Source organism: Agrobacterium sp. a22-2, from assembly GCF_012276985.1.
GTDB lineage: Bacteria > Pseudomonadota > Alphaproteobacteria > Rhizobiales > Rhizobiaceae > Allorhizobium.
The window spans coordinates 25,410-46,757 of record NZ_JAAXMM010000014.1; the positions used below are offsets into that span (position 1 = coordinate 25,410).

The 21,348-nt window shown below is 61.5% G+C and carries 17 protein-coding genes; 8 read left to right on the plus strand and 9 right to left on the minus strand.

Annotated elements, in window-relative coordinates; translation table 11 throughout:
* The first annotated feature begins 36 nt into the window (after positions 1-36).
* Positions 37-969, plus strand: a complete 933-nt coding sequence (locus HFC70_RS20330; protein WP_168475120.1) for a lysylphosphatidylglycerol synthase domain-containing protein — start codon at positions 37-39, stop codon at positions 967-969.
* On the opposite strand, the gene HFC70_RS20335 is transcribed toward HFC70_RS20330, so the two are convergent.
* Positions 867-2,384, minus strand: coding sequence for a phospholipase D-like domain-containing protein (locus tag HFC70_RS20335; RefSeq protein ID WP_168475121.1), 1,518 nt, complete (start codon positions 2,382-2,384; stop codon positions 867-869). The two genes, HFC70_RS20330 and HFC70_RS20335, sit on opposite strands and share 103 nt — an antisense overlap.
* A 243-nt stretch (positions 2,385-2,627) precedes the next feature.
* On the opposite strand from HFC70_RS20335, the gene treY reads away from it, so the two are divergent.
* The 4 genes from treY to HFC70_RS20355 all read left to right on the plus strand — a co-directional run bounded on the left by treY (position 2,628) and on the right by HFC70_RS20355 (position 8,990).
* Entirely contained in the window at positions 2,628-5,285 is a 2,658-nt protein-coding gene (gene treY, locus HFC70_RS20340) for a malto-oligosyltrehalose synthase (RefSeq protein WP_246735886.1), read from the plus strand.
* Positions 5,286-5,365: 80 nt separating this feature from the next.
* Entirely contained in the window at positions 5,366-7,438 is a 2,073-nt protein-coding gene (locus HFC70_RS20345) for an ATP-dependent helicase (RefSeq protein WP_168475122.1), read from the plus strand.
* A gap of 46 nt (positions 7,439-7,484) precedes the next feature.
* Positions 7,485-8,615, plus strand: coding sequence for an alpha/beta hydrolase family protein (locus HFC70_RS20350; protein WP_368669761.1), 1,131 nt, complete (start codon positions 7,485-7,487; stop codon positions 8,613-8,615).
* Between the two features lie 138 nt (positions 8,616-8,753).
* Positions 8,754-8,990, plus strand: coding sequence for a WGR domain-containing protein (locus HFC70_RS20355; RefSeq protein ID WP_168475123.1), 237 nt, complete (start codon positions 8,754-8,756; stop codon positions 8,988-8,990).
* Between the two features lie 57 nt (positions 8,991-9,047).
* Here the strand turns inward: HFC70_RS20355 and HFC70_RS20360 are convergent, their stop codons facing one another.
* The 6 genes from HFC70_RS20360 to repA all read right to left on the minus strand — a co-directional run bounded on the left by HFC70_RS20360 (position 9,048) and on the right by repA (position 15,032).
* Positions 9,048-9,866 carry a calcium-binding protein gene (locus HFC70_RS20360; protein ID WP_210259360.1) on the minus strand — a complete coding sequence of 273 codons (819 nt, stop codon included), beginning with the start codon at positions 9,864-9,866 and terminating at the stop codon, positions 9,048-9,050.
* Positions 9,867-10,020: 154 nt separating this feature from the next.
* Positions 10,021-10,335: a hypothetical protein gene (locus HFC70_RS20365; RefSeq protein ID WP_168475124.1), complete on the minus strand. Its 315-nt coding sequence runs from the start codon at positions 10,333-10,335 to the stop codon at positions 10,021-10,023.
* Positions 10,336-10,366: 31 nt separating this feature from the next.
* Positions 10,367-11,047 carry an SH3 domain-containing protein gene (locus tag HFC70_RS20370; RefSeq protein WP_168475125.1) on the minus strand — a complete coding sequence of 227 codons (681 nt, stop codon included), beginning with the start codon at positions 11,045-11,047 and terminating at the stop codon, positions 10,367-10,369.
* A 150-nt stretch (positions 11,048-11,197) separates the two neighbouring features.
* Complete coding sequence (repC, locus tag HFC70_RS20375; RefSeq protein WP_168475126.1) at positions 11,198-12,412, minus strand: plasmid replication protein RepC; 1,215 nt, start codon at positions 12,410-12,412, stop codon at positions 11,198-11,200.
* 256 nt (positions 12,413-12,668) lie between these two features.
* On the minus strand, positions 12,669-13,784 hold the full coding sequence (repB, locus tag HFC70_RS20380; RefSeq protein ID WP_168475127.1) for a plasmid partitioning protein RepB: 1,116 nt from the start codon (positions 13,782-13,784) through the stop codon (positions 12,669-12,671).
* A gap of 3 nt (positions 13,785-13,787) precedes the next feature.
* Complete coding sequence (gene repA, locus HFC70_RS20385; protein ID WP_168475128.1) at positions 13,788-15,032, minus strand: plasmid partitioning protein RepA; 1,245 nt, start codon at positions 15,030-15,032, stop codon at positions 13,788-13,790.
* 471 nt (positions 15,033-15,503) lie between these two features.
* On the opposite strand from repA, the gene HFC70_RS20390 reads away from it, so the two are divergent.
* The gene (locus HFC70_RS20390; protein WP_168475129.1) at positions 15,504-16,703 is read left to right on the plus strand and encodes an HPP family protein; all 1,200 of its coding nucleotides are present in this window, start codon (positions 15,504-15,506) and stop codon (positions 16,701-16,703) included.
* A 122-nt stretch (positions 16,704-16,825) separates the two neighbouring features.
* The gene (locus tag HFC70_RS20395) at positions 16,826-17,062 is read left to right on the plus strand and encodes a BrnA antitoxin family protein (RefSeq protein WP_168475130.1); all 237 of its coding nucleotides are present in this window, start codon (positions 16,826-16,828) and stop codon (positions 17,060-17,062) included.
* A 45-nt stretch (positions 17,063-17,107) separates the two neighbouring features.
* Here HFC70_RS20395 and HFC70_RS20400 read toward each other — a convergent pair whose 3' ends face one another.
* The gene (locus HFC70_RS20400; protein ID WP_168475131.1) at positions 17,108-18,943 is read right to left on the minus strand and encodes a bifunctional diguanylate cyclase/phosphodiesterase; all 1,836 of its coding nucleotides are present in this window, start codon (positions 18,941-18,943) and stop codon (positions 17,108-17,110) included.
* Positions 18,944-19,429: 486 nt separating this feature from the next.
* Here HFC70_RS20400 and HFC70_RS20405 point away from each other — a divergent pair, with 486 nt between their 5' ends.
* On the plus strand, positions 19,430-20,527 hold the full coding sequence (locus tag HFC70_RS20405; protein ID WP_168475132.1) for a DUF475 domain-containing protein: 1,098 nt from the start codon (positions 19,430-19,432) through the stop codon (positions 20,525-20,527).
* 74 nt (positions 20,528-20,601) lie between these two features.
* Here the strand turns inward: HFC70_RS20405 and HFC70_RS20410 are convergent, their stop codons facing one another.
* Positions 20,602-21,315: a GntR family transcriptional regulator gene (locus HFC70_RS20410; protein ID WP_168475133.1), complete on the minus strand. Its 714-nt coding sequence runs from the start codon at positions 21,313-21,315 to the stop codon at positions 20,602-20,604.
* Positions 21,316-21,348: the final 33 nt, after the last annotated feature.

Consider the following 21,348-nt stretch of genomic DNA (forward strand, 5'->3'; position numbering starts at 1 on the left):
TCCGCCAGGCACGAGTGAAACGAGGATAAGCAACCCATGACCAAAACCATTCTGCTCCGCATCGTTATCGTCATCGCCATTTGCGGAGCATTGTTTCTGGCCTATCGGACCCTCAACCAGTATTCGCTCGACGATATCACGTCTTCCATCGCCCAGATCCCGAAAGCCAGCTTTCTGCTGGCGCTCGGCTTTGCAGCGCTGTCCTATCTCTGCCTGACCGGCTTCGACTATCTGGCGCTCCATTATGCCGGCAAGCCGCTTGCCTATCCGAAGGCGGCGCTCGCCTCCTTCATCGGCCTGTCGATCGGCCACAATATCGGCGTCGCGGCGCTTTCGAGCGGTGCGGTGCGTTATCGCTTTTATACCCGCTGGGGCCTCAGCGCCGAGGAAATCGCCAAGGTCATCCTGTTCTGCGGCCTGACCGTCGGCATAGGGTTGATCACGCTGGCCGGCCTCTGCCTGCTGATCCTGCCGGAGAGTGCGGCAAAGGTGGGCGGCATGGACCCGGTGACGGCCCGGCTGGTCGGCGGGCTCTGCCTTGCGGCAATCGCCCTCTATCTCATGGCCGCCGCCATCATTCGCGGTTCGGTGACCATCATCAAATGGCCGTTCACCCTGCCGAGCCTACCGATCGCCGCGGGCCAAGTCGTCATCGGCACGGCCAATTTCGCCTGCGTCGCCGCCTGCCTGCATCAATTGCTGAACGCCAGTGCCGGCTACATGGAAACGACCACCGCCTATGTCGTCGGCAATCTGACGGCGCTGGTCAGCCATGTGCCGGGCGGACTGGGCGTGCTTGAAGCGACGATCACCTATCTGATGGGAGGGGCGGCCTCGATTGGCGCGCTGATTGCCTTCCGGGTGGTTTACTTCTTCATTCCGCTGCCGATCGGCCTGATTTTACTTGTTATCAGCGAACTGACGCTCGCCTCGCCGAGCGCCGAGCCTGCCTCCAGCGAGGCCGGCTGAGATCGGCCCCGACCGGCAAACGGCCGAGCCAGGATCTGAAGTGGCCACCAGGTCTGCTTCGGATCAACAAGTCCGCTACCGAACACGGGAACAGTCTTGCCACGCGCTGCCGTGCCCTTGAACGGGCGAAGGCCTCGCTCGTAGACATTCAGCCGGTCGAAAGCCGCGATCAGCGAGCCGGTCGCCTCGAGCGTCTCGGCCAGAACCTGCGGCGAGACGCCCAGATGCTCCGACAGCAGGCGATTGCGCAAGGTGATGGCCGCCAGGCGATCCGCTTGCGTGCGCGGCTCGATCGCCACATCCAGTTCGGTATCCATGCCGGCCGAGCGCTGGTTGAAATTCGACGAGCCGACCCGCAGGAAGGTATCGTCGACGACGATCACCTTGGAATGAATGACCACTTCCTGCTCGCCGCCCTTGCCATCCGGCACGATGGGATAGGCGGCGCGGAAGCGACCGTGGATATCGGCATGTTTCAGGCGGCGCACCATGCGGTCGCGGTTTTCGCCGAGCACCAGCCGTTCGATCATCCCATGCGATGTGCGGGTGGTGACCACGACGATCTCCGGCCCATCCGGCTCCTGCAACTTCTTCGCCAGCACATCACAGACGATATCCGAAGCGAAATACTGGTTTTCGATATAGATATGTCGCTTGGCGGTGGCGAGCGCATCCAGATTGAGCTGCATCGCCTCGCCGACCATGGGACTACCGCGATAGCCGGGTTCAGTCCGGGCAAAGCCGACCTCACAATCGGAAAAGGCATGCGGCACATGACGCGGCCAGGGCCGGGTTCGCTTCTGGCTGGGCTGGATCGTCTCGCCCGTCGCCATGGACCAGCGACGTCGCGCCACGTCACCCGCGGTCCGTGCGGCATCGCCATCCAGCATCACCTGCATGTCGTGAACCGGGTCATAAGGCTTGCCGTCCGGCATTTTGCGCGCCGGATTGTCGACCCGATGCTCTGGCGTGTCCCAGCGCTTGGCGGTCAGGTCGATACCACCGACAAAGGCCACGGCATCGTCGATCACCACCATTTTCTGATGGTGCGAGCCACGCAAGGGGTGGTGCGTATCGAAGCGCAGGTCGATGCGGCTATGGGAGACCCAGCGATGCTTACCGAACATCTTCAATGATTTGCCGGAATAGATCGGTCCCATCGCCCAGATCAGCAGATGGATCTTCAACTCGGGCTTGCGTTTGACCAGACCATGCAGAAAGGCCCCCAGCCGCTCGCAGCCTTCGTCGTCCGGGCGCAGGCGGATATCGGCATTGAAGTCCCAGCCGACAATGAACACCTGTTCGCTGGCGCGCTCCAGCGCCTCTTCCAGGACCCGGTGGTAGTCCGCACCGTCGACCAGAAAGCCGACATGATCGGCCACCGATTTGCGCCAGACATTACGCCCGGGCTGCATGATAGGTTCCCATGTCGCCGGACCATCCGCTTCGATGTGTTTCTTGATGTTATCCAAACCCTTACCCGCCTTTCTTCAACCCCTGTGCCCGGTCTGACGCCGGGCCTTGCGAATCTGCGATCCGCAAGCGCCGGTCGCTAAACCCCGCAAGCCGGCATTTTGTTCCTCACCTGTGTTGCAATGCGGGAACAAAGCCCGGCTTCCGTCGTTCTCCCGCATTACTTATTAAGGAGACGCCGCCTGATGCCCTTGCCCAAACCCACGGCGACCTATCGCCTCCAGTTCCGCAACGGCACGGATTTCTCGACAGCCATCTCCCTCATCCCCCATCTGAAAAAACTCGGCATCAGCCATCTCTATGCCTCGCCGATCTTCACGGCGACGAGCGGCTCGACCCACGGTTACGATGTCACCGACTGCAACGAGATCGATCCCACTCTGGGCGGGCTTGCCGGCTTCGAACGGCTCTCCAGCGCGTTAACGCAAGCCGATCTGGGATTGATCCTCGACATCGTGCCCAACCATATGGCGGCGAGCCTCGAAAACGCCTGGTGGCGCAGCGTTGTGGAATGGGGCGCAGACAGTCCCCACTCCAAGCATTTCGACATCGACTGGTCGCAGCCGCTAACCCTGCCCTTTCTAGGCGGTACGTTCGAGGCGGAATGCGCCAAGGGGCGGATTTCGCTGGCCCTCGACCAACAGACCCATGCGCTGGCCCTGCGCTACTATGACAGTTTTTATCCCCTCACGCCGGGAAGTTACGCAACAGCACTTGCCGGGATCGGCGACGACCCGATCGCAGCACAGTTGCTTTCCATCGCACCGCCCGCCTCGCCCGATCAGGCATCGGCCTTTCACGCCCGAATCGGCGAGATCTGCAGCAACCCCGAGGCGCTCACGCGTTTCCAGCAGCGCCTCGGCGCGCTGTCCCCGGACGCGACGGCTCTTCAGGACATCCACACGTTGCAGCCCTATCGGCTGACCAGTTGGAAAAGCGCCAACCGGCACCTCAGTTACCGCAGGTTCTTCGAGGTCGCCGGTCTGGTCGGTCTGCGTGTGGAAGACCCTGACATTTTCGACGACAGCCATCGCCTGGTTGTGGATCTCGTGCAACGCGGCCTGGTGCAGGGACTTCGGGTCGATCATGTCGACGGGCTGGCCGATCCGGCAGCCTATCTGGGCCGCCTGCGCCGTGCCGTGGGAGACGAGGTCCGTATCACGGTGGAGAAGATCCTTGAACGCGACGAGGCTTTGCCGAAAGCATGGCCGATCAGCGGTACCACGGGCTATGAATTCATCTGGTCGCTCGCCGATGCTCTGACGGAAGCAACAGGCGTCATGCGATTGCATGCCGCCTATGCCGAGATCAGTGGCGATGAGCGGCCGTACGAGGTCCAGTTCACGGACGCCAAGGCGCAGATGCTGCGGGAGAATTTTGCCGGCGAAGTGGATCGGCTGACCGCTGTTGCGACAGAAATCGCCGAGCGAAGCGGCCGTGAATTCCCAACCGGCGTGCTGGAAACCGCGCTGTGCACGATGATATCCGCCCTGCCCGTCTATCGCACCTATTCGACCGCCAGTGGCGCCGATGACGGCGATGTCGCAACACTGGAGACGATCGCCGAGGAGGCGTCCGCAACCATGACGGGTGATGATTCCCGCCAAGCCATCGCCTTCGTCTGCAACCTCCTCAAATATAATGTGCCAGGCATCGATGTGGCACTGCTGTCGCGCCTGCGCGCCCGCTTTCAGCAACTGAGCGGCCCGATTATGGCGAAATCGCTGGAAGACACGCTATTTTATCGCTTCAACGGTGTTCTAGCCCTCAACGAAGTGGGGGGAAATCCAACCCTTACGAATGGACCGGCGGCATTTCACGTCGCTATGGCAGCACGGGCCGCCGATGGTTCGGAGGGCCTGTCCACCACGTCGACCCATGACACCAAGCGCGGCGAAGATGCCCGGGCGCGTCTTTATACCCTCTCGGAAGCGCCGGAGCCGTGGCTTGCCGGCGTCGAGCGCTGGCGTCGACAGAATGCTCCGCTGGTCGAGGTCCTCTCGACCGGACCGGTCCCGGGACCGGCGGTCGAATGGACGCTTTATCAGGCGCTTGCCGGTGTGTGGCCGCTGGACGGCCTCGCCGATCCCGACCTCTACGGTGAACTGCCGCGGCGGTTTCTGGCCTATACGGAAAAGCTGTTGCGGGAAGCCAAGCTGCAAACCAGCTGGACCGCACCGAACCAGGACTATGAGGCCGCCGTCGCAGGGTTCGTCAAAGCGCTGTTTGCCGCCGAAAACCGCGATTTTCTGATCGACTTCGACGAGACGATCCAGCCCTATGTGCAGGCCGGCCTGATCAACTCGCTGTCCCAGACGCTGATCAAACTGACGGCGCCAGGCATTCCCGATATCTACAATGGCAGCGAGCGCATGGATTTTTCGCTGGTCGATCCCGACAACCGCCGACCACAACGGCTCGGACAACCCTGGGCTGTTCTGCCGCCTCAGGCCGATCGTTCAAATTTCGGCGACTACAAGAGCTGGCTGATTGCGACCGTTCTGGCACTGCGTCACGGCGAGACCGCGCCGATCTTTGCCGGCAGCTACCAACCGCTGGAGGTTTCAGGCCCCGGCGCCGGGCACGTGATCGCCTATCTGCGCCAGAGCAAAAGCGGCACTGCGCTGACCGTCGTGCCGCGCGGCGTGTTCGGCTTGGTGCAGGCAGATGCGCTGCGGGTCGAAGCTGCCGCCTTCAACGACACCACCCTGCATCTGCCGGATCGGTTGACCGGCATCACGCTGTGGAACGCCCTGTCCGGCAAAAGCCTCGCTGCCAACACCAGCCTGCCGATCGCACCGCTTTTCTCGGACCATCCGATTGCCCTGTTCATCGGTCGCTAACAGCTTTCCATTCCGTGCCGAATGCGCTACGTTCATGCTCCGTTCCGAGCTTTTTCCTCGGGACCGCGGCAGGAGTGGGAATGACGGCGACGGCCTATCTGGAGACATTGAACGAGGCCCAGCGCCGCGCTGTGGAACATGGCATCGGACCGGAAAAAGGCAGCATCGGCGGCCCACTCCTGGTGATTGCAGGAGCCGGCTCGGGCAAGACCAATACACTGGCCCATCGGGTCGCCCATCTGATCGTCAACGGCGCCGATCCGCGCCGCATCCTGCTGATGACCTTTTCCCGCCGCGCCGCCTCCGAAATGGCCAAGCGCGTCGAGCGCATCTGCGGCAAGATCCTCGGCGCCAATGCCGGCGTGCTGACGGATGCCCTGACCTGGGCCGGCACATTCCATGGCATCGGCGCCCGGCTGCTGCGCGACTATGCCTATGAGATCGGCCTCGATCCGGATTTCACCATCCACGACCGCGAGGATTCCGCGGATCTGATGAATCTCGCCCGCCACGAACTCGGCTTTTCCAGGATGGAAACCCGGTTTCCGACCAAGGGCACCTGTCTTTCGATCTATTCGCGGGCGGTCAATTCCGAAACGCCGCTCAGTGACGTCCTGCGCCTGAACTATCCCTGGGTTGCAACCTGGGAGCTGCAGCTGCGGGACCTGTTTGCCGCCTATGTCGCGGCGAAACAGGCACAGAACGTGCTGGATTACGACGATCTCCTGCTCTATTGGGCGCAAATGGTCAGCGATCCCGGCATGGCGGAGGATCTCGGCAACCGTTTCGATCATGTTCTGGTCGATGAATACCAGGACACCAACAGGTTGCAATCCTCGATCCTGATGGCCCTGAAGCCCGGCGGCCGCGGCCTGACGGTGGTCGGCGACGATGCCCAGTCGATCTATTCGTTCCGGGCGGCCACCATCCGCAATATCCTCGATTTTCCTGACACCTTCACGCCACCGGCCGATATCATCACCCTGGATCGCAACTATCGCTCGACCACCACCATTCTGTCGGCCGCCAATGGCGTCATCGATCTGGCCCGCGAGCGCTTTACCAAAAACCTCTGGACCGAGCGGCAATCCGACGAGCGCCCGCGGCTTGTAACCGTGCGCGACGAAGCCGAGCAGGCCAATTACATCGTCGAGCGGATCCTGGAGAACCGCGAGAGCGGCACCACCCTGAAACAGCAGGCCGTGCTGTTTCGCACCTCGAGCCACAGCGGACCGCTCGAAGTTGAGCTGACCCGCCGCAATATTCCCTTTGTCAAATTCGGCGGGCTGAAATTCCTCGACAGCGCCCATGTCAAGGATCTGCTGGCCATCCTGCGCTTTGCCCAGAACCCGCGCGACCGGGTCGCAGGCTTCCGGCTGCTGCAGATGCTGCCGGGCGTCGGGCCGCAGACGGCCGGCAAGGTGCTGGAGACCATGGCGGCCGATCCCGAGCCGCTGCTGGCACTGGCCGAAATCCCGCCGCCGCCCCGCTCGGGCGCCGATTGGGGCGCCTTTGTCGACATGTTGCGCGAGGTGCGCACTGATACGACCGGCTGGCCTTCGGAAATCGGCCGGGCGCGAGAATGGTACGAGCCGCATCTCGATCGCATCCACGAGGATGCCGATACCCGCAAGGCCGACCTGCTGCAGCTGGAGCAGATCGCCGGCGGTTATGCGTCGCGCGAACGGTTCCTGACCGAACTGACGCTCGACCCACCGGATGCGACCAGCGACCAGTCCGGCGTGCCGCTGCGCGATGAGGACTACCTGATCCTCTCGACCATCCATTCGGCCAAGGGCCAGGAATGGAAATCCGTCTTCCTGCTCAACTGCGTCGATGGCTGCATACCCTCCGATCTCGGCATCGGCACGACGGCGGAAATCGAAGAGGAGCGCCGGCTGCTCTATGTCGCCATGACCCGCGCCAAGGACAGCCTGCACCTGGTCATCCCGCAGCGCTTTTTCACCCATGGCCAGAATGCGCAAGGCGACCGCCATGTCTATGCCGCGCGGTCCCGCTTCATTCCCGCCACCCTACTGCAATTCTTCGAATGCTGTGCCTGGCCGCTGGTCAAAGCCAATGAGCCCGGCCAACGCGACGCCCGCCAGATCCGCATCGACGTCGGCGCGCGCATGCGCGGCATGTGGCAATAGACCGGGATATCGGCACGACAGAGTTCCCGCAGACAGCACAAAGTGAATGAACGACGAGTGCCTTTCGGTCCTTGATCGTGTTTCAGGTCTCCGACGATCTGGTTTCGACATATGTGAGCCGTGTTCTTCCAACAGAGAGGCTCACATGCTGAAATCTGCTTTGCTCACCGGCGGCCTGTGGCTGTCGGCCACCACGCTCGCCCTTTCTGCCGCCGCTATCGGCTTCCAAGAAACCGACTTGGACAAAGACGGTTCTCGACCGCTTCATGTTGCCGTCTGGTATCCGGTCCATGACCGAGCAAGCCCTGCCGTGACTGTTGGCGAAAACGCCGTGTTCTACGGCATCGACGCCATAAGGGACGCAGCTCCTACATCAGAGGCGCGTCCTCTGGTCGTTCTCTCCCATGGCTATGGCGGCAGTTGGCGCAATCTGAACTGGCTGGCAAGTGCGCTTGTCCAGCAAGGCTATATCGTTGCAGCAACCGATCATCCCGGCACCACCACGTTCAACAAGGATGCGGCGCAAGCCGCGACACTGTGGGAGCGGCCGCGTGATCTGAGCCGCGTCATCGACGCCTTGATCGCCGACCCTCATCTCGCCGGCAGAATTGATGCAAAAAGGATCGCCGCCATCGGACATTCATTGGGCGGCTGGACCATTTCCGCTCTCGCCGGCGGGCGTTTTGACACGCGACAGTTTGAGAAGGATTGCCAGACCCACACGAGCCCTCGAGCCTGCAACCTTGCCGCGGAACTCGGGCTTGGCGATTCAAGGCTTGAACGGGATATGGCAGATCCCCGCATCGCAACATTCGTATCTCTCGACCTGGGATTGGCACGGGGCTTTTCGCCGAAGAGCCTGGCGGACATCCAGTCACCCTTTCTTGTGATCGGTGCGGGTACCGATATCGGCGACATGCCGGCAAGGCTCGAATCTGGTTACCTCGCGCAACACCTGCCGAAAGCCACCTCGACCTCTGTCGAAATTCCCGACGCCATGCACTTCAGTTTCATGCAGCTTTGCAAGCCTGATGCGGTGGCGCTGATCGAGGAGGAAACACCGGGCGATGGAATTGTCTGCAAGGAAGGTGGAACGCGGCGCCGCGAAGAGGTCCATCGGGAGGTTGCCTTTCTCGTGATCGGCTTCCTGGCCACAGCCATTCCGGCCAATCCGTAGGAGCCGAGCACTTTGCCAAGCATGGGTAATAGTTCGGCGACGACGAAGCAAAATCTATCAGCACCGTGAATCGTTGGTAACTCATCGATTCAAATTAGTCGTTGGACGTCGGGGTCTTGCCTCGCGAGACTCCGGCGCATGTCAAAGCAGATCCAAAACCTTCACCTGACGCGCGTCGATGCCAGTCGAAACATGGCGCGGTTCTATGAACTCTGCCTGCAGCCGACGCTGTTCGGCGAGGTCTCGCTGCTGCGGTCCTGGGGGCGGATCGGCACGATCGGCCGTTGCAAGGTGGAAACGTTTGCGGTCGATGACCAGGCCGAGGCGGCGCTGGCGCGACTTGAGCGGGCCAAGCGTCGGAGCGGTTACCGCTGAGACGAAAACGCCCGGCCGCAAGGGGCCGGGCGAGGCAACACATCAGAAACGCATCGATCAGAAGATGAAGTCGCTGGCGTCGAGCGTCGAGAGCTTGACGTTTTCGAGCACGATCTTGTCACCATTGCCGGCATTGATGATGATGTCCGAACCGCTGACCTTAAGATGGTTGCTTTTCAGATCGGCGAAGCTGGTGATGGAACTGACATCCGACAGATCGATGCGGTCGTGGTCGCTGCCCACCGCGTCGAAATCCGTGATCCGATCTGCGCCATAGCCCGTCTTGAAGACGAAGATATCCGCACCAACCTGGCCCCGCATGACGTCGGCGCCAGCCCCGCCGTCCAGTTTGTCGGCGCCGTTGCCGCCGGCCAGCCAATCGTTGCCGGAGCCACCGAACAGCTGATCATTGCCGTTGTCGCCATCCAGATCGTCGGCGCCATTGAGGCCGCGCAAGATGTCATTGCCATTGCCGCCCCAGAACATGTCGGCATAGTTGGTGCCCGACAGGTCATCGGCGCCAGATAGCAGCGTGTTGAGGAATTTCACGGTGCTACCGCTGTCGATCGCGGCAGAAAGCGTCGTGCCGGAAATATTGAGCCCGGTTGCCGACCACATGGTATTGCCGGCCGACAGGATGGTGAGGCCGGTGATCTTGCCGGCGGTGATTCCGAAGATTTCGCCATCGACATATTTGTAGGTGAGGCCGGAGCCGGTGAAGGTCATGGAATTCTTGGCATTGTCCCAGAAGCGCAGCTGGGTCTTCGATGCGGCTTCGTAATTGTAGTCCAAGATCGTTTCGAGCGTCTCCGACAGAAATGCTTCGAAATCCACGCCCGTACCGGCCGAAAAGCCGCCCAATTTCATTTTACTCATAAACCGTCCCCAGATGAAAATACAACGTATGCTTACCGGAGGCGAATACTGCGAACAACCTTTGGAAAACCCAAATTCGTTTCTTTGCGGGACAGTGTTAATTCCGTGTAAATGCGCCAATCCGCTGTTTAGCGAAGATGCGGCGTTGACGGTCTCAGATCCATGGCATCCCGGCTGGCGGCAGGGCGGACAGGCCGGTATCCCGCTCGCCGCGGTCATCCTCATCCGGTTCGAGCCGATAATAGCTGAGGCAACGTTCCGTGTCGGCCAGTCGGTCGACCAGGCAGAGTTCATAGCCGTCCTCATCCAGGAACAGCGCAACGCAGGCCCCGCCACCACCCTGATCGCCCGGCAGGCAGAAATATTCGGCGGGCCTAACCGGCGGAACGACCGGTCGCTCCTCGCCCACCGCTCCGCCTGCAACCGATAACGACAAGGCCAGGGCTGCGGGTACAAGCCTCATTTCCATCATGCTCTCCTCCCCCACCCTGGCGTCGACATCAACGGTGGAAAACGCGGGTGCCGGTTGCCGTTCCGCCGCGAGGACCTGTCCGTGTCACGCTGCAGGACGGATCGCCGGCCCGCGTGCAGGTTCTGGTCCGGCTGGCCGAGTTGCCATAAGCGCCTGTCGTATTGCGGGTCGATGTGCAGGTACCGTCCGCGCAGGTGCGGGTCTGCGAGGTCGAGCCGCCATAGATGCCGGAGGTCGACCGGGTTCCCGTGCAACTGCCATTGGCGCAATTAACGTCCCGCGAATGAGAGGTCACCCGCGGCGCATAAGGAGCGTAAGGCGGATAGGCGGCCCAGCGGCCATACCAGGGATAACCGACATAATAGTTGTCCCAATAGGCCTTGTTGAAGGCAACCACCGAAATGCCGACGGTCGCCGCAACCGGAGCCGTCACGACAACAGGTGCGCCGTTGTAGATCACTTGGACATAGCTGGCCGCCACCCAGCCTCGGTAGGTGCCGAGCGAAATATCGCACCAGGTGTAGCCGGACAGGCATCCGTGGGTCACGATGCGCGCCCCGGCCGGAACGACCGTCACCACGGGATAGGACGTCGAAGGCCCGGCCCTCAGGTTGACATTAGCGGTGGCCACAGCCGTGGTGGCGGCCGCGGCCGGAATGGCGGACATGCCCAGAAGCATGACCATCGACATCAGAATTTTTCGCATCATGGCGGCTCTCGCTCTTCCTGTCAGTTGCAGCGTGCCCGTGCGATCCGGATTTTCCGGTATCTCACGACAGGCTCCAACCCTAAGAGCCGCAGTTGTCGATCGTTTCACCCGCCGATAGCGTTTTGTAACCGATTGTTTCAGGGACGACCGCTAGGTCTTGGCGCGCTCCAGGGCCTGAAGCATCGGATAGATACTGAACGCCCCCTTTTCAGCCTTTTCGGTCAGATTGCGAAGATAGCCACCGGCCGAGCGAATGGTCTCGGCCCGCTCCAGCATGACAGCGATGGTCACGGCCGCCGCCTGCGGCCCCATGGCCTGTTTGGCCTTCGTCCAGGCATCCGCCGATATGCCCAGCATGGAGCGCACCAGTTCCGCGGTTTTCAGCACATCGGCCCAGCTGGAAATGCCGCCCTTGGCATAATCCTTAAGCTGCGGGCAAAGTTTCTGCAGTTTGGTGAGACTGATCGCCATCTTGCGTTCCGGTGCAGGACCGCTGTTTTGGGCACTCCCGCCGGTATTATGGTCTAAGCCATTAGATTCAGATGGAAGGTCTGTGTTTGAATTCTGAATATGGCGCTCGAAATGGTGATCATTGGCGCTCATTTCTTGTTCAGTCAGTGAATTGAGGTAGGCCGTTTCCACCGTATCACGCAGAATTCTGAGGTCGGCGAGAAGCGGTTCCATGTCGGAAAGGCGCGCGCGGCGCGGCAGGCGTCCGGACAGGGCGGCAAGCCGCAGGGCGAAATCCACCCAGTCGCCCGGACGGCTTTCTTCCATCGCTGTCGCAACGACCTTTGAGATGTCACGCAGGTGGACGGTGATCTCGCCGCGCAGCACGCGGATCGCCTTGGCTTCCGCCCTTGCCGCCTCTGCCGCCGCATAGATCTCGTCGGCCTTGAGGGCCAGGGGAGCCAGATCGAAGCCGAAGGCCTCCTCCACCTCGCCGGTATCGTCCCGACGGCAGAAGCGCTTGCCATTGGCACTGTCGCGCCGAAAAATCATGCCGGTATCCACCAGGGCTGCCAGATGACGGCGGATGGTGGCTGGCGCCATGCCGCGGGCCCGCATGGCAAGCTCGCGATTGGATGGGAAGACGATCAGCGGCTGCTTGCCGTCCAGTTCCCGCTCGCTATAGAAGCTCACCAGAGCCTCGAGAAGGCAAATGGTCCGGTCGCCAAGGCCAAAGACCTCGCGTGCCTCGGTCAAGGCGCGCAGCAATTGCCACTTGTCGGCACGCCCCGTCTCGTTGCCGCCATTGCCGTTGCGCAGTTCTTCCTGCCGGGCGCCGACCTTGGCCTGGCGGGCAAAAAGCCGCGCAGACATCCGTCCGCCGCCGAATGGCGTCGTTGCAAGTCTCTCCATCATGTCAGGTCCCCTTATCAAAGAGGCAAGAAGGACCCGTCAACGGCAGACCGATGGACAAAACAATACGTTTCGGACGGGCTATTTGCCGCCGACTCTTGACTTTGCCCGGAGGAAGTGATTCTCTCAAATTGCTACATAAGAAGAGGGCTTCCGAAATGGTGACGTTTTGGGGGCCTTTTTTTCTTGGCTCTGAGCTTCCTTTCCTAAATCTCTTTATGCGTATGGCGGAGCGCAGGCGCTCCGCAATTCACCTGTTTCAAGCGGACGCGGCGACGAAGGCTGCGTAATCCGCCGCCAGCCGCTCGCCGTAGCGGTCGACAAAGCCTGGGTCGACATCCCCGAGGAACTCGATCTTGACACCCCGTCCCTGCTGGCTGATCCTTGCGAACACCTTGCCGTCAGGACCCTTCAGCTGTTCGGCCTCCGCCTTTTCCGGCTTTGCCCGGCGCGACAGCCGGTCGAACAGCATCTGGAACCGCTCGTCGCTTGAGGCCGACTTGAACCGTTCGGTCTGCACCTCGTCGGCAGCCTTTTCGACGCCGGCTCCCGTCGACAGCAATTGTCCGAGCGCGATCCAGCGATCCCGTCCGGCCTTCGGCGCGGGGCCAATGGCCCGAACAAAACGGATCGGCACGCTGTCGGCCACCTGGATCAGCCGCGACAGCTCGCTTTTCTGCACGGCAAGCGCCTCGCCAGCCAGCTTGCGGTCGAAACCGCGCTCCGTCAGAGCCTTGGCAAACAGCGCCCGCTCGATAAAGGTCAGGTTACGCCGCTCGGCGTTTTCCTTACCCTGGGCCAGAACCAGCTCGTCATCCGAAAGCGTTCGCACGATCGCCTTGACGGCGATGCCGACGCGCCGGGCGGCTTTCAACCGGCGATGGCCATAGGCGACCTGATAGCGCCCGGAAATATCCGGGTGGCGGCGCACGAGGATGGGCACCTGCTGGCCGCTGTCGCGGATGCTGTCGACCAGCGCCAGGAAATCCGGGTCGTCGCGTTCCTCTTCACTCAGTCGGTCCAACACGAAAGAGGAGTCGATCTTGTCGGTATCGAGCGCGATAATCCGTTCGCCGTCCTCCAACGCCTGACGCAGCGCCTTTGCTTCTTCGGCCTCCCGGGTAATCGAGGTGAGCGACAGGCCCATGGCCTTTACGGCTCCGGAAGCAACGCGAGGACCCGGTGTCCGGGACGTAAAACCGGACGGCGTCGAGGGTCCACTCGCATCGCCACCAACCGCGGTCGGCGCGGCATTGCCGGTCTGAGGCAAGGGTTCCGCCTTCACCTCGAGCGCAGGGTTAGCTGGCGCCGGACCGCTCGGGACCGGATCGGAGAAAAGCGCCTTCAGCTCGGATTTACGGTTCTTTCCTGCCATCGATTACCGCCCCCAGGCCGTGTGGATCAGCTGCTCGATCTCGGCATTCACCGCGTCGAGCGATTCCATGGCTCGGTCATAGGTGCCGCGACTGAAATTCTCGCGACCAACCTCGTAAAGTGTCTGCTTTGTCAAACCGGCATCGGATACCGCCGTCGATTTCAGCATCGGTGCAGTCAGCACACGCGACCCGAACAGCGAGCGCAAGAAGCCGACGATCTGGGTCTGCGGACCGTCATGCGGCTCGAAGCGGGTGACCAGATAGCGCAGGAAATCGAAGTTCAGCGTGCCGCCGGCCTCGCGCACCACGCCAAGCAGGTCAGACGTCATGAACAGGAACTGGCTCATCGACGCCACGTCGAGCATCTGCGGGTGGACGGTGACGATCACCGATGTCGAGGCACAGAGCGCCGACAGGGTGAGGTAACCCAGCTGCGGCGGGCAATCGAGCACCACCACATCATAATTATCGGCAACGCTCTGCAAAGCCGACTGGACGCGGGTGAAGAACAGACCGTCCGCCGCGCCGTCGCGCCGCTCGGCCAGGGCACGCGGCGTGGTATGCTCGAATTCCTGCAACTCGAGATTGCCCGGCAGCAGGTCGAGATTGTGGAAATAGGTCTTGCGGATGATATCCTTCAGCGGACGGACGTCACCGTCATAGCGGATGGCGCCGTAAAGCGTGTCGTTGCCGACGAGATCCAGTTCCGGCTGGTAGCCGAACAGGGCCGAGAGGGAAGCCTGCGGGTCGAGATCGACCGCCAGAACCCGGTGACCGGTCATGGCAAGATATTGCGCCAGATGCACGGCCGACGTCGTCTTGCCTGAACCGCCCTTGAAATTGGTGACCGAAATGACCTGCAGATGCTCGCCGCGTTCCGGATCGCGCCATTTCACATAGGTTCGCGCCTTAGCGCCGTTGCCCTTGGCCAGCGCCTGTTCGGCCAGGAAATGCCGCAGCGCATCGATATCGGCCAGCGTATAATAACGCCGCCCGCCTGTTCCGACTTCCGGTTGCGGTCCATCGCCGGCCAGCGACAGCTGCCGGAGATAACCGTCCGACACGCCGATCAGCCGCGCCGCCTCTCCGGAGGTAAAGCTGCGCAGGGTCTTTCTCGATGCCGGCGGGAACAGCCGTTCCCGCATGGCCTTCAATTGCGCGGACAGCGCCTGAGCATCTTCCGCAATCGTTTCATCGGCCGAGCGCAAGGGAGCCACCTCTGTTACCGTACTGGACGGAATTGCCATCCTGTTCTCCAAAGTCCTGAAGCCGGCTTTTGCTGTCCCGCAGCCTTCATGGCCGGAAACGCAAAACTCGGCTAGCATCCATCAATCTGCCCGATTCTCGTTGGCGAAGATATACGCGATCACGAGACGCTAACAGCAGACCGATCTATTTACGGCGAATTCACTCAGATCCGCGTCCTTCCGTAAGAGGGTGTTTGAAAGCATGAGTCGCGTCAAGTCCTTTTTGGTTAACGGCATTTTAACGATTGCCGCGCTTCCGGGCATCGATGCACAGCGGACATGGCGTGCCGAGGTTGACTGCTGTCAACAGTGCCGGCCGGGATCAAATCGGCGCCAGCGCCCGTCATTGACAGAACACCAGCGGAGAAAGATGGAAATTCCACAAATGGGTGCAATTTTAGTCAGCCATTTATGCACAATTCATAGGCTACGTGATAACAGAATAGGCAATCTGTCCGTTTACTGGTGCCCATGGTCACGCCAATAGCCTTTTTGAAGCGACTGAGCCCGGCGCTTGCCCGTGTCAGCTTTGCCGAACGCCTACGCTCCTCGCTGGGAGCGCTGGTCGGCATCCTGCTGACCGGCCTCGTCAGCCGCTACGCCATCGGACAGGATGTCAACCTGCCGCTGTTGATCGCGCCGATCGGCGCTTCGGCCGTGCTGCTGTTTGCCGCGCCAACCAGCCCGCTCGCCCAGCCCTGGTCGATCCTTGGCGGCAATATCGTATCGGCCCTGATCGGCGTCACATGCAGCCTCGCCCTGAAGGACCCGATCCTGGCGTCTGCTGCAGCCATCGCCTGCTCGATCGGCGCCATGCTTGTTCTCAACTGCCTTCATCCGCCCAGCGGTGCCGTGGCCCTGACGGCCGTCCTCGGCGGCGCATCGATCCATGAGGCGGGCTATTGGTTCGTCCTGTCGCCAGTCGGGTTGAATACCCTCATCCTGCTGGCAACCGCCCTTGCCTTCAACAATGTCACCGGCCGACAATATCCCCATCTGATACCGGCCACCGGCCGGTCGGCACATCGCACCGCCGACGACGTGCCAAGCCATCGGATCGGCACCCTGCCGGACGACCTGACAGCCGTGCTCGAACAATATGACGAGATCGTCAATGTCAGCCCGGACGAACTCGACGCGCTGCTCCATCAGGCCCAAATCAGGGCCTATAGCCGCAGGACCGGAGAAATCACCTGCGGCGAGATCATGTCGCGCGACCTGATCACCGTATCGCCGACGACAAGCCTGCGCGCAGCATGGCGGCTTTTACTGAAGCATAGCATCAAGGCGCTTCCGGTCGTTTCGCCCATTGGCGAACTGGTCGGCATCGTCACCCAGACCGACTTCATGAAGCACTCGGTTCTGTCGCAGGACGGCCGACTGCGGCTCGGCCTCAACCATCGGCTGATCGCGCGCCTGCGAAAGCGGCCGCCGCTCGATACGGTCGCCGACATCATGACACGCCGCGTCCAGTCCGCGCTGCCGGAAACCCGGATCGCCAGGCTCGTTCCGCCGATGGCCGATACCGGGCTCCACCATATGCCGATCGTCGATGCGGAGAACCGCGTGGTCGGCATCGTCACCCAGTCCGATCTGATCGCCGCACTGTTCCAGCGCAGCATCGAGACGCCCGACGCCGATCCGCAACCTACCGAAACGGCCGCTCTCTAGCATCGCGCCAGCAGCACCGCCCAAGGCTGCCCTTGACGGGGCGCCGGAAATTCGCCATCGACTAGGGGGTGTTTGACCGGTGATCGCCTTTGCTGAGTCGGACGCCACGAGGATAAACTGAGATGGCCTATACGCCCCGCCGGCCGGTAAACCCCAAGGATGCCGCTGAAGCGCTTTTCAAGCCCGCAAAACGGCCGCCCGCTCCCGCCGTCGAGAGATCCGCCCCGCCGAATACCAAGGAACTCGTCTCCCTGAAGATCGACAGCGCCGTGCTGGAGCATTTTCAGAAGGAGGGGCCTGGCTGGCAGGACCGGATCAACGAAACCCTGGCAGCCGCGATCCGCGACACGAAGGCCTGATCGGCGGACCTTCCGCGCCAAGGTCGACCGGCGACCGATCCTGCATCACGTCGCTGCGGAAATGCGGCGGGGAATGGTGAGGGGCTGAGGTCCTGCCGGATTGTCCGTCTGTCCGAAACGCCGCAGAAGAATGACCGCCTCGTCGCGGTCGACCGCTTTTGAAAAATAATATCCCTGCCCGAGCCGGCAGCCCAGTGCCACCAACTGGCGAGCCTGTGCATTGGTCTCGATGCCTTCTGCGACCACCCGGATACCGAGTTTCTCGGCAATGCCCAGAAGCCCTTCGACGATGGCAATGCCGCCATCGCCCGGCACCAGCCGGTCGATGAAGGACTTGTCGATCTTGATGATATCGACGGGAACCGTCAGGAGATGGGTCAACGAGGCAAAGCCCGTTCCGAAATCGTCGAGCGCCACTCGCAATCCGCGCTGTCGCAACGCCTTGATCTCATCGGCGACGACATGGTCGCGCTGGCCGAGATAGACCGATTCCGTCACCTCCAGAATGAGGTGCTTCAACGGTACGCCGGCCTTGCCGAATGTCTCGCTGAGGCGCGGCTGGAGGTTGCCATTGTGGAAGTCGGCGGCCGACAGGTTGATCCCGACATGCTGGAGCGGCAGGCCCAGGTCGAGCCAGCGCCGCATGTCCGCGGCAACGCGCTGCAGCATCTGCAGTGTCAGTTGCGCCGCCACATGGGCGTCCTTCATCGCCTCCTGGAAATCTGCCGCGGCAACGATCTCGCCGGTCTTCGTGGTCATACGGCACAAGGCCTCAAAGCCGACGACGTCGCCGCTTTCAAGACGAACGATCGGCTGGTAGTGCGCGTCGATGCGTCCTTCGCTCAGGGCCAGGCTGACATCATGGATCGCCCGGAACCGGCGGGTGATGGCAGTGCCAAGCCCAGGGACATATTCGATATACTGGCCACGGCTGCGCTCCTTGGCGTGATAGAGCGCATAGTCGGCATTCTGCCGGACCTGGTCGGGCGTGTCGCCGACCGCAGCCACCGCGCCGCCCAGCGTTGCCGCTGGGAACACCACGTGCCCGCCACAAAGACTTGGCGCCTTCAGCGTCTGGAGAATTTCTGCGGCGACCAAAGCAAGCTCCGAGCCGTCCCCGCTGTTGACGATGACAGCGAACTCGTCGCCTCCAAGCCGGAAGGTCCGGCCGGTTTCGGCAACCGACGCAATACGGTCGGCAACAGCCTTGATCAAATCATCGCCCGCCCCATGACCGAAGGTGTCGTTGACCAGCTTGAGATTGTCCATGTCGGCCAAGAGGATACCCCAGCCGTGTTTGACACCCTGTTCCGCCAGCACCAGATTGAAGCTGGCACGATTCGGCAAGCCGGTCAGGACGTCCGTATAGGCCAGACGCTGGCGTTCGTTGACCCGTTCGTTGCGCTCCAGTGCAATGGCGCAGAGATGGACGCAGGCCGCAACTATCCGCTCCTCGATCTCGCTCGGACCGCGCCTCTCCTTGAAATAGAACGCAAACGTCCCAGTCACGCGGCCGGAACTGATGATCGGCGTCGACCAGCACGCCCGAAAGCCAAGCGGCAGGGCAAGGCTCTTGAAATCAGCCCAGAGCGGATCATTTTCGATATCGACGACGGTAACCGGCTGACCAAGAAAAGCGGCTGTACCGCAGGAGCCAACACAAGGACCAATGGGGACACCATCCAGCGCTGCACTGTAATGGGCGGGAAGTGAGGGGCCGGATAGAGGATGCAGCAACCCTTGCTGATCAACCGACAGCACGGAGCAGACGATCCCCGGCACAGACGCTTCCACGGCCGCGCAAAGCCGATCAATGGTCGCTTTCAGGGGCTCGCCCCTGGCTATCATTTCGAGGATAGAGTTCTGTAACTCAAGGAGCATGGCTGTCGCTTCAATATGTGAGGATGCAGATTAGCGTCTCGACATTTAATTAGTTCTTACGCTATCGCTAAAGTTCGAACTATCGAACGATACCGGCGGACTCTCCCTCCCCAAAACGTCTCGAGATGAACGAAAATGATCCATTTCAGGCATAGACTCCTGCCTCAACCAGTGGAAATCCGACGAAGCGGCCCCATATGGGCACCTGTACACGGTCGGCAATTGCCGAAGCTCTTGACGGAAGGTCAGACTTCAGCGAGAACGACCGTGTTCCGTGGTCGTCGACTTGGTCGCCTGCGGTCTAACACTGGTGCCGGGCCCCTCTGGCGAGAGTTTACGGCGCTCTCGTGATGTCGGTACCGCCAGCAAATGAGCCGGCGGATTCAAGAATATGACAATTCTGACCATGCCTCACGCGCATGTCCCTATGGGTCGGCGCGCCTCGATATTCGTTCCAAGCCCTGCAGGACATCCGGAGGCACGCTCATGAGCACGCCTTCGAACAACAGCAGTGCGCTGGGCTACTTCAAATGGGCTTTCATCGTCACCGCCCTCGGCCTTCTTCTTGGCGCCTGGCTCGGCTGGCAGTCGACCGGCACGCTGGGCGGCATGGCGACGGCCTTCTTCATCTGTGCCGTTCTGGCCGTCCTGGAAATCTCGCTTTCCTTCGACAACGCCATCGTCAACGCCAACAAGCTGAAAGACATGACGCCCGTCTGGCAGCATCGCTTCCTGACCTGGGGTATCGTCATCGCCGTGTTCGGCATGCGTATCGTCTTCCCGTTGCTGATCGTGGTGATCGCGGCCGACATCGGTCCGATCGATGCGCTGATTCTGGCGGCCCGCGAGCCGGCCGAATATGCCCGCATCATGAACGAGGCGCATCTGCCGATCGCCGCTTTCGGCGGCACATTCCTGATGATGGTCGGGCTCACCTACTTCTTCAACCATGAGAAGGAAGTGCACTGGATCAGCTTTATCGAGAAGCACATGGCCCGTTCGGCGACCATCAAGGGCATCGAGATCGCTTTCGTTCTGGCACTCATCCTAGTGTTCTCGAACTTCCTTGACGGCGAGGAAGCCACCACCTTCGTCTATTCGGCGATCTATGGCCTGTTGACCTTCCTGGCCGTCGAAGTGCTGGGTGGTCTGCTCGACGCATCGCAGAAGACCATGACGGAAGCGGCCAAGGGCGGCCTCGGTGCCTTCATCTATCTCGAAGTGCTCGATGCCAGCTTCTCCTTCGACGGCGTCATCGGTGCTTTTGCGCTGACGCAGAACCTCTTCGTCATCGCCATCGGCCTTGGCATCGGCGCCATGTATGTGCGTTCGATGACCATCATGCTGGTCGACAAGGGAACGCTTGCCGAATACCGCTACCTGGAACACGGCGCCTTCTACGCCATCTTGATCCTCTCGGTGATCATGTATTTCCAGACCCTGGTACATATCCCCGAAGTGATCACCGGCCTTGGCGGCGCTGGCCTGATCGGCATCTCGCTGTGGTCGTCCATCCGTTACAACCGCAAGGAGCGCGAGGAAGAACAGGCCCGCGCGCAAGAGGCGATCGCCGAGAATATCTGATACTCCATCTGTGACGTTCTAAGGGCCTGCCTGTCGAAAGACCGGCAGGCCTTTTCATTTCATTTGCGCGTGTGTCACGAACTCAGCGCATCGCGCAGCGCCAGGCCTTCCTTGACCCGCAGGTCGAGATCCGCCTCGATATGATCGATATGGTGCAGCATCAGGTCGCTTGCCCGCGCGACATCCTTGTTGGCCAGCGCATCGAGAATGGCGGAATGTTCGTTGTGGCCGCAGCTCGACACCCCGGATCGCCCGTAGAGCGCCACCACGAGCGACGAACGGGCCACCAACTCGTCCATGAAACGCTGCAGGATACCGTTGCCGGCGACGGCGGCGAGCATCAGGTGAAAATCGCCGGAGGCCTTGATCTCGGCGCGGCGGGCCACCGGTCCCCGCTCGTTCATAAAGCGCACTTCCTCGTCAAGCTGCTTGCGGAAGGCCCCGATATCGTCGGGCGTGATCCGCTCGACGGCAGCAGCGACGATGCCCGGCTCTATCAGCCGGCGCGAGGCGAAAATCTGGCGCGCCTCCTCCGGCGTCGGGATGGAGACGAACGCGCCGCGATTGCGCTCGGTGCGGACCAGCCCTTCGAAGGCCAGCATCTGCAAGGCGTAACGAACCACCGTGCGGCTGACATCGAACAGCGTTCCGACTTCCGCCTCCGACAGCTTGGTGCCGGGCGTCAGCCTTCGGTCGACGATCGCATCGCGCAGGGAATCCCGAATGGCCTGCGCGCGGTCTTCCTGGTTGGCATCCAAATTGGCCGGTGTCTTGTGTGCGATATTCATGGCAGTATCCCGTGTGCAAAGCCTTTCTATCCG

What these genes read in the sequence shown, in the direction of transcription:
- HFC70_RS20370 (WP_168475125.1), bottom strand. Translation starts at nt 11,047, where the DNA reads ATGATGCGAAAAATTCTGATGTCGATGGTCATGCTTCTGGGCATGTCC.
- repA (WP_168475128.1), bottom strand. Translation starts at nt 15,032, where the DNA reads ATGGCAATTCCGTCCAGTACGGTAACAGAGGTGGCTCCCTTGCGCTCG.
- HFC70_RS20410 (WP_168475133.1), bottom strand. Translation starts at nt 21,315, where the DNA reads ATGAATATCGCACACAAGACACCGGCCAATTTGGATGCCAACCAGGAA.
- treY (WP_246735886.1), top strand. Translation starts at nt 2,628, where the DNA reads ATGCCCTTGCCCAAACCCACGGCGACCTATCGCCTCCAGTTCCGCAAC.
- repC (WP_168475126.1), bottom strand. Translation starts at nt 12,412, where the DNA reads ATGATGGAGAGACTTGCAACGACGCCATTCGGCGGCGGACGGATGTCT.
- HFC70_RS20395 (WP_168475130.1), top strand. Translation starts at nt 16,826, where the DNA reads ATGGCCTATACGCCCCGCCGGCCGGTAAACCCCAAGGATGCCGCTGAA.
- HFC70_RS20330 (WP_168475120.1), top strand. Translation starts at nt 37, where the DNA reads ATGACCAAAACCATTCTGCTCCGCATCGTTATCGTCATCGCCATTTGC.
- repB (WP_168475127.1), bottom strand. Translation starts at nt 13,784, where the DNA reads ATGGCAGGAAAGAACCGTAAATCCGAGCTGAAGGCGCTTTTCTCCGAT.
- HFC70_RS20405 (WP_168475132.1), top strand. Translation starts at nt 19,430, where the DNA reads ATGAGCACGCCTTCGAACAACAGCAGTGCGCTGGGCTACTTCAAATGG.
- HFC70_RS20345 (WP_168475122.1), top strand. Translation starts at nt 5,366, where the DNA reads ATGACGGCGACGGCCTATCTGGAGACATTGAACGAGGCCCAGCGCCGC.
- HFC70_RS20390 (WP_168475129.1), top strand. Translation starts at nt 15,504, where the DNA reads ATGGTCACGCCAATAGCCTTTTTGAAGCGACTGAGCCCGGCGCTTGCC.
- HFC70_RS20350 (WP_368669761.1), top strand. Translation starts at nt 7,485, where the DNA reads ATGAACGACGAGTGCCTTTCGGTCCTTGATCGTGTTTCAGGTCTCCGA.
- HFC70_RS20335 (WP_168475121.1), bottom strand. Translation starts at nt 2,384, where the DNA reads ATGCAGCCCGGGCGTAATGTCTGGCGCAAATCGGTGGCCGATCATGTC.
- HFC70_RS20360 (WP_210259360.1), bottom strand. Translation starts at nt 9,866, where the DNA reads ATGAGTAAAATGAAATTGGGCGGCTTTTCGGCCGGTACGGGCGTGGAT.
- HFC70_RS20355 (WP_168475123.1), top strand. Translation starts at nt 8,754, where the DNA reads ATGTCAAAGCAGATCCAAAACCTTCACCTGACGCGCGTCGATGCCAGT.
- HFC70_RS20400 (WP_168475131.1), bottom strand. Translation starts at nt 18,943, where the DNA reads ATGCTCCTTGAGTTACAGAACTCTATCCTCGAAATGATAGCCAGGGGC.
- HFC70_RS20365 (WP_168475124.1), bottom strand. Translation starts at nt 10,335, where the DNA reads ATGGAAATGAGGCTTGTACCCGCAGCCCTGGCCTTGTCGTTATCGGTT.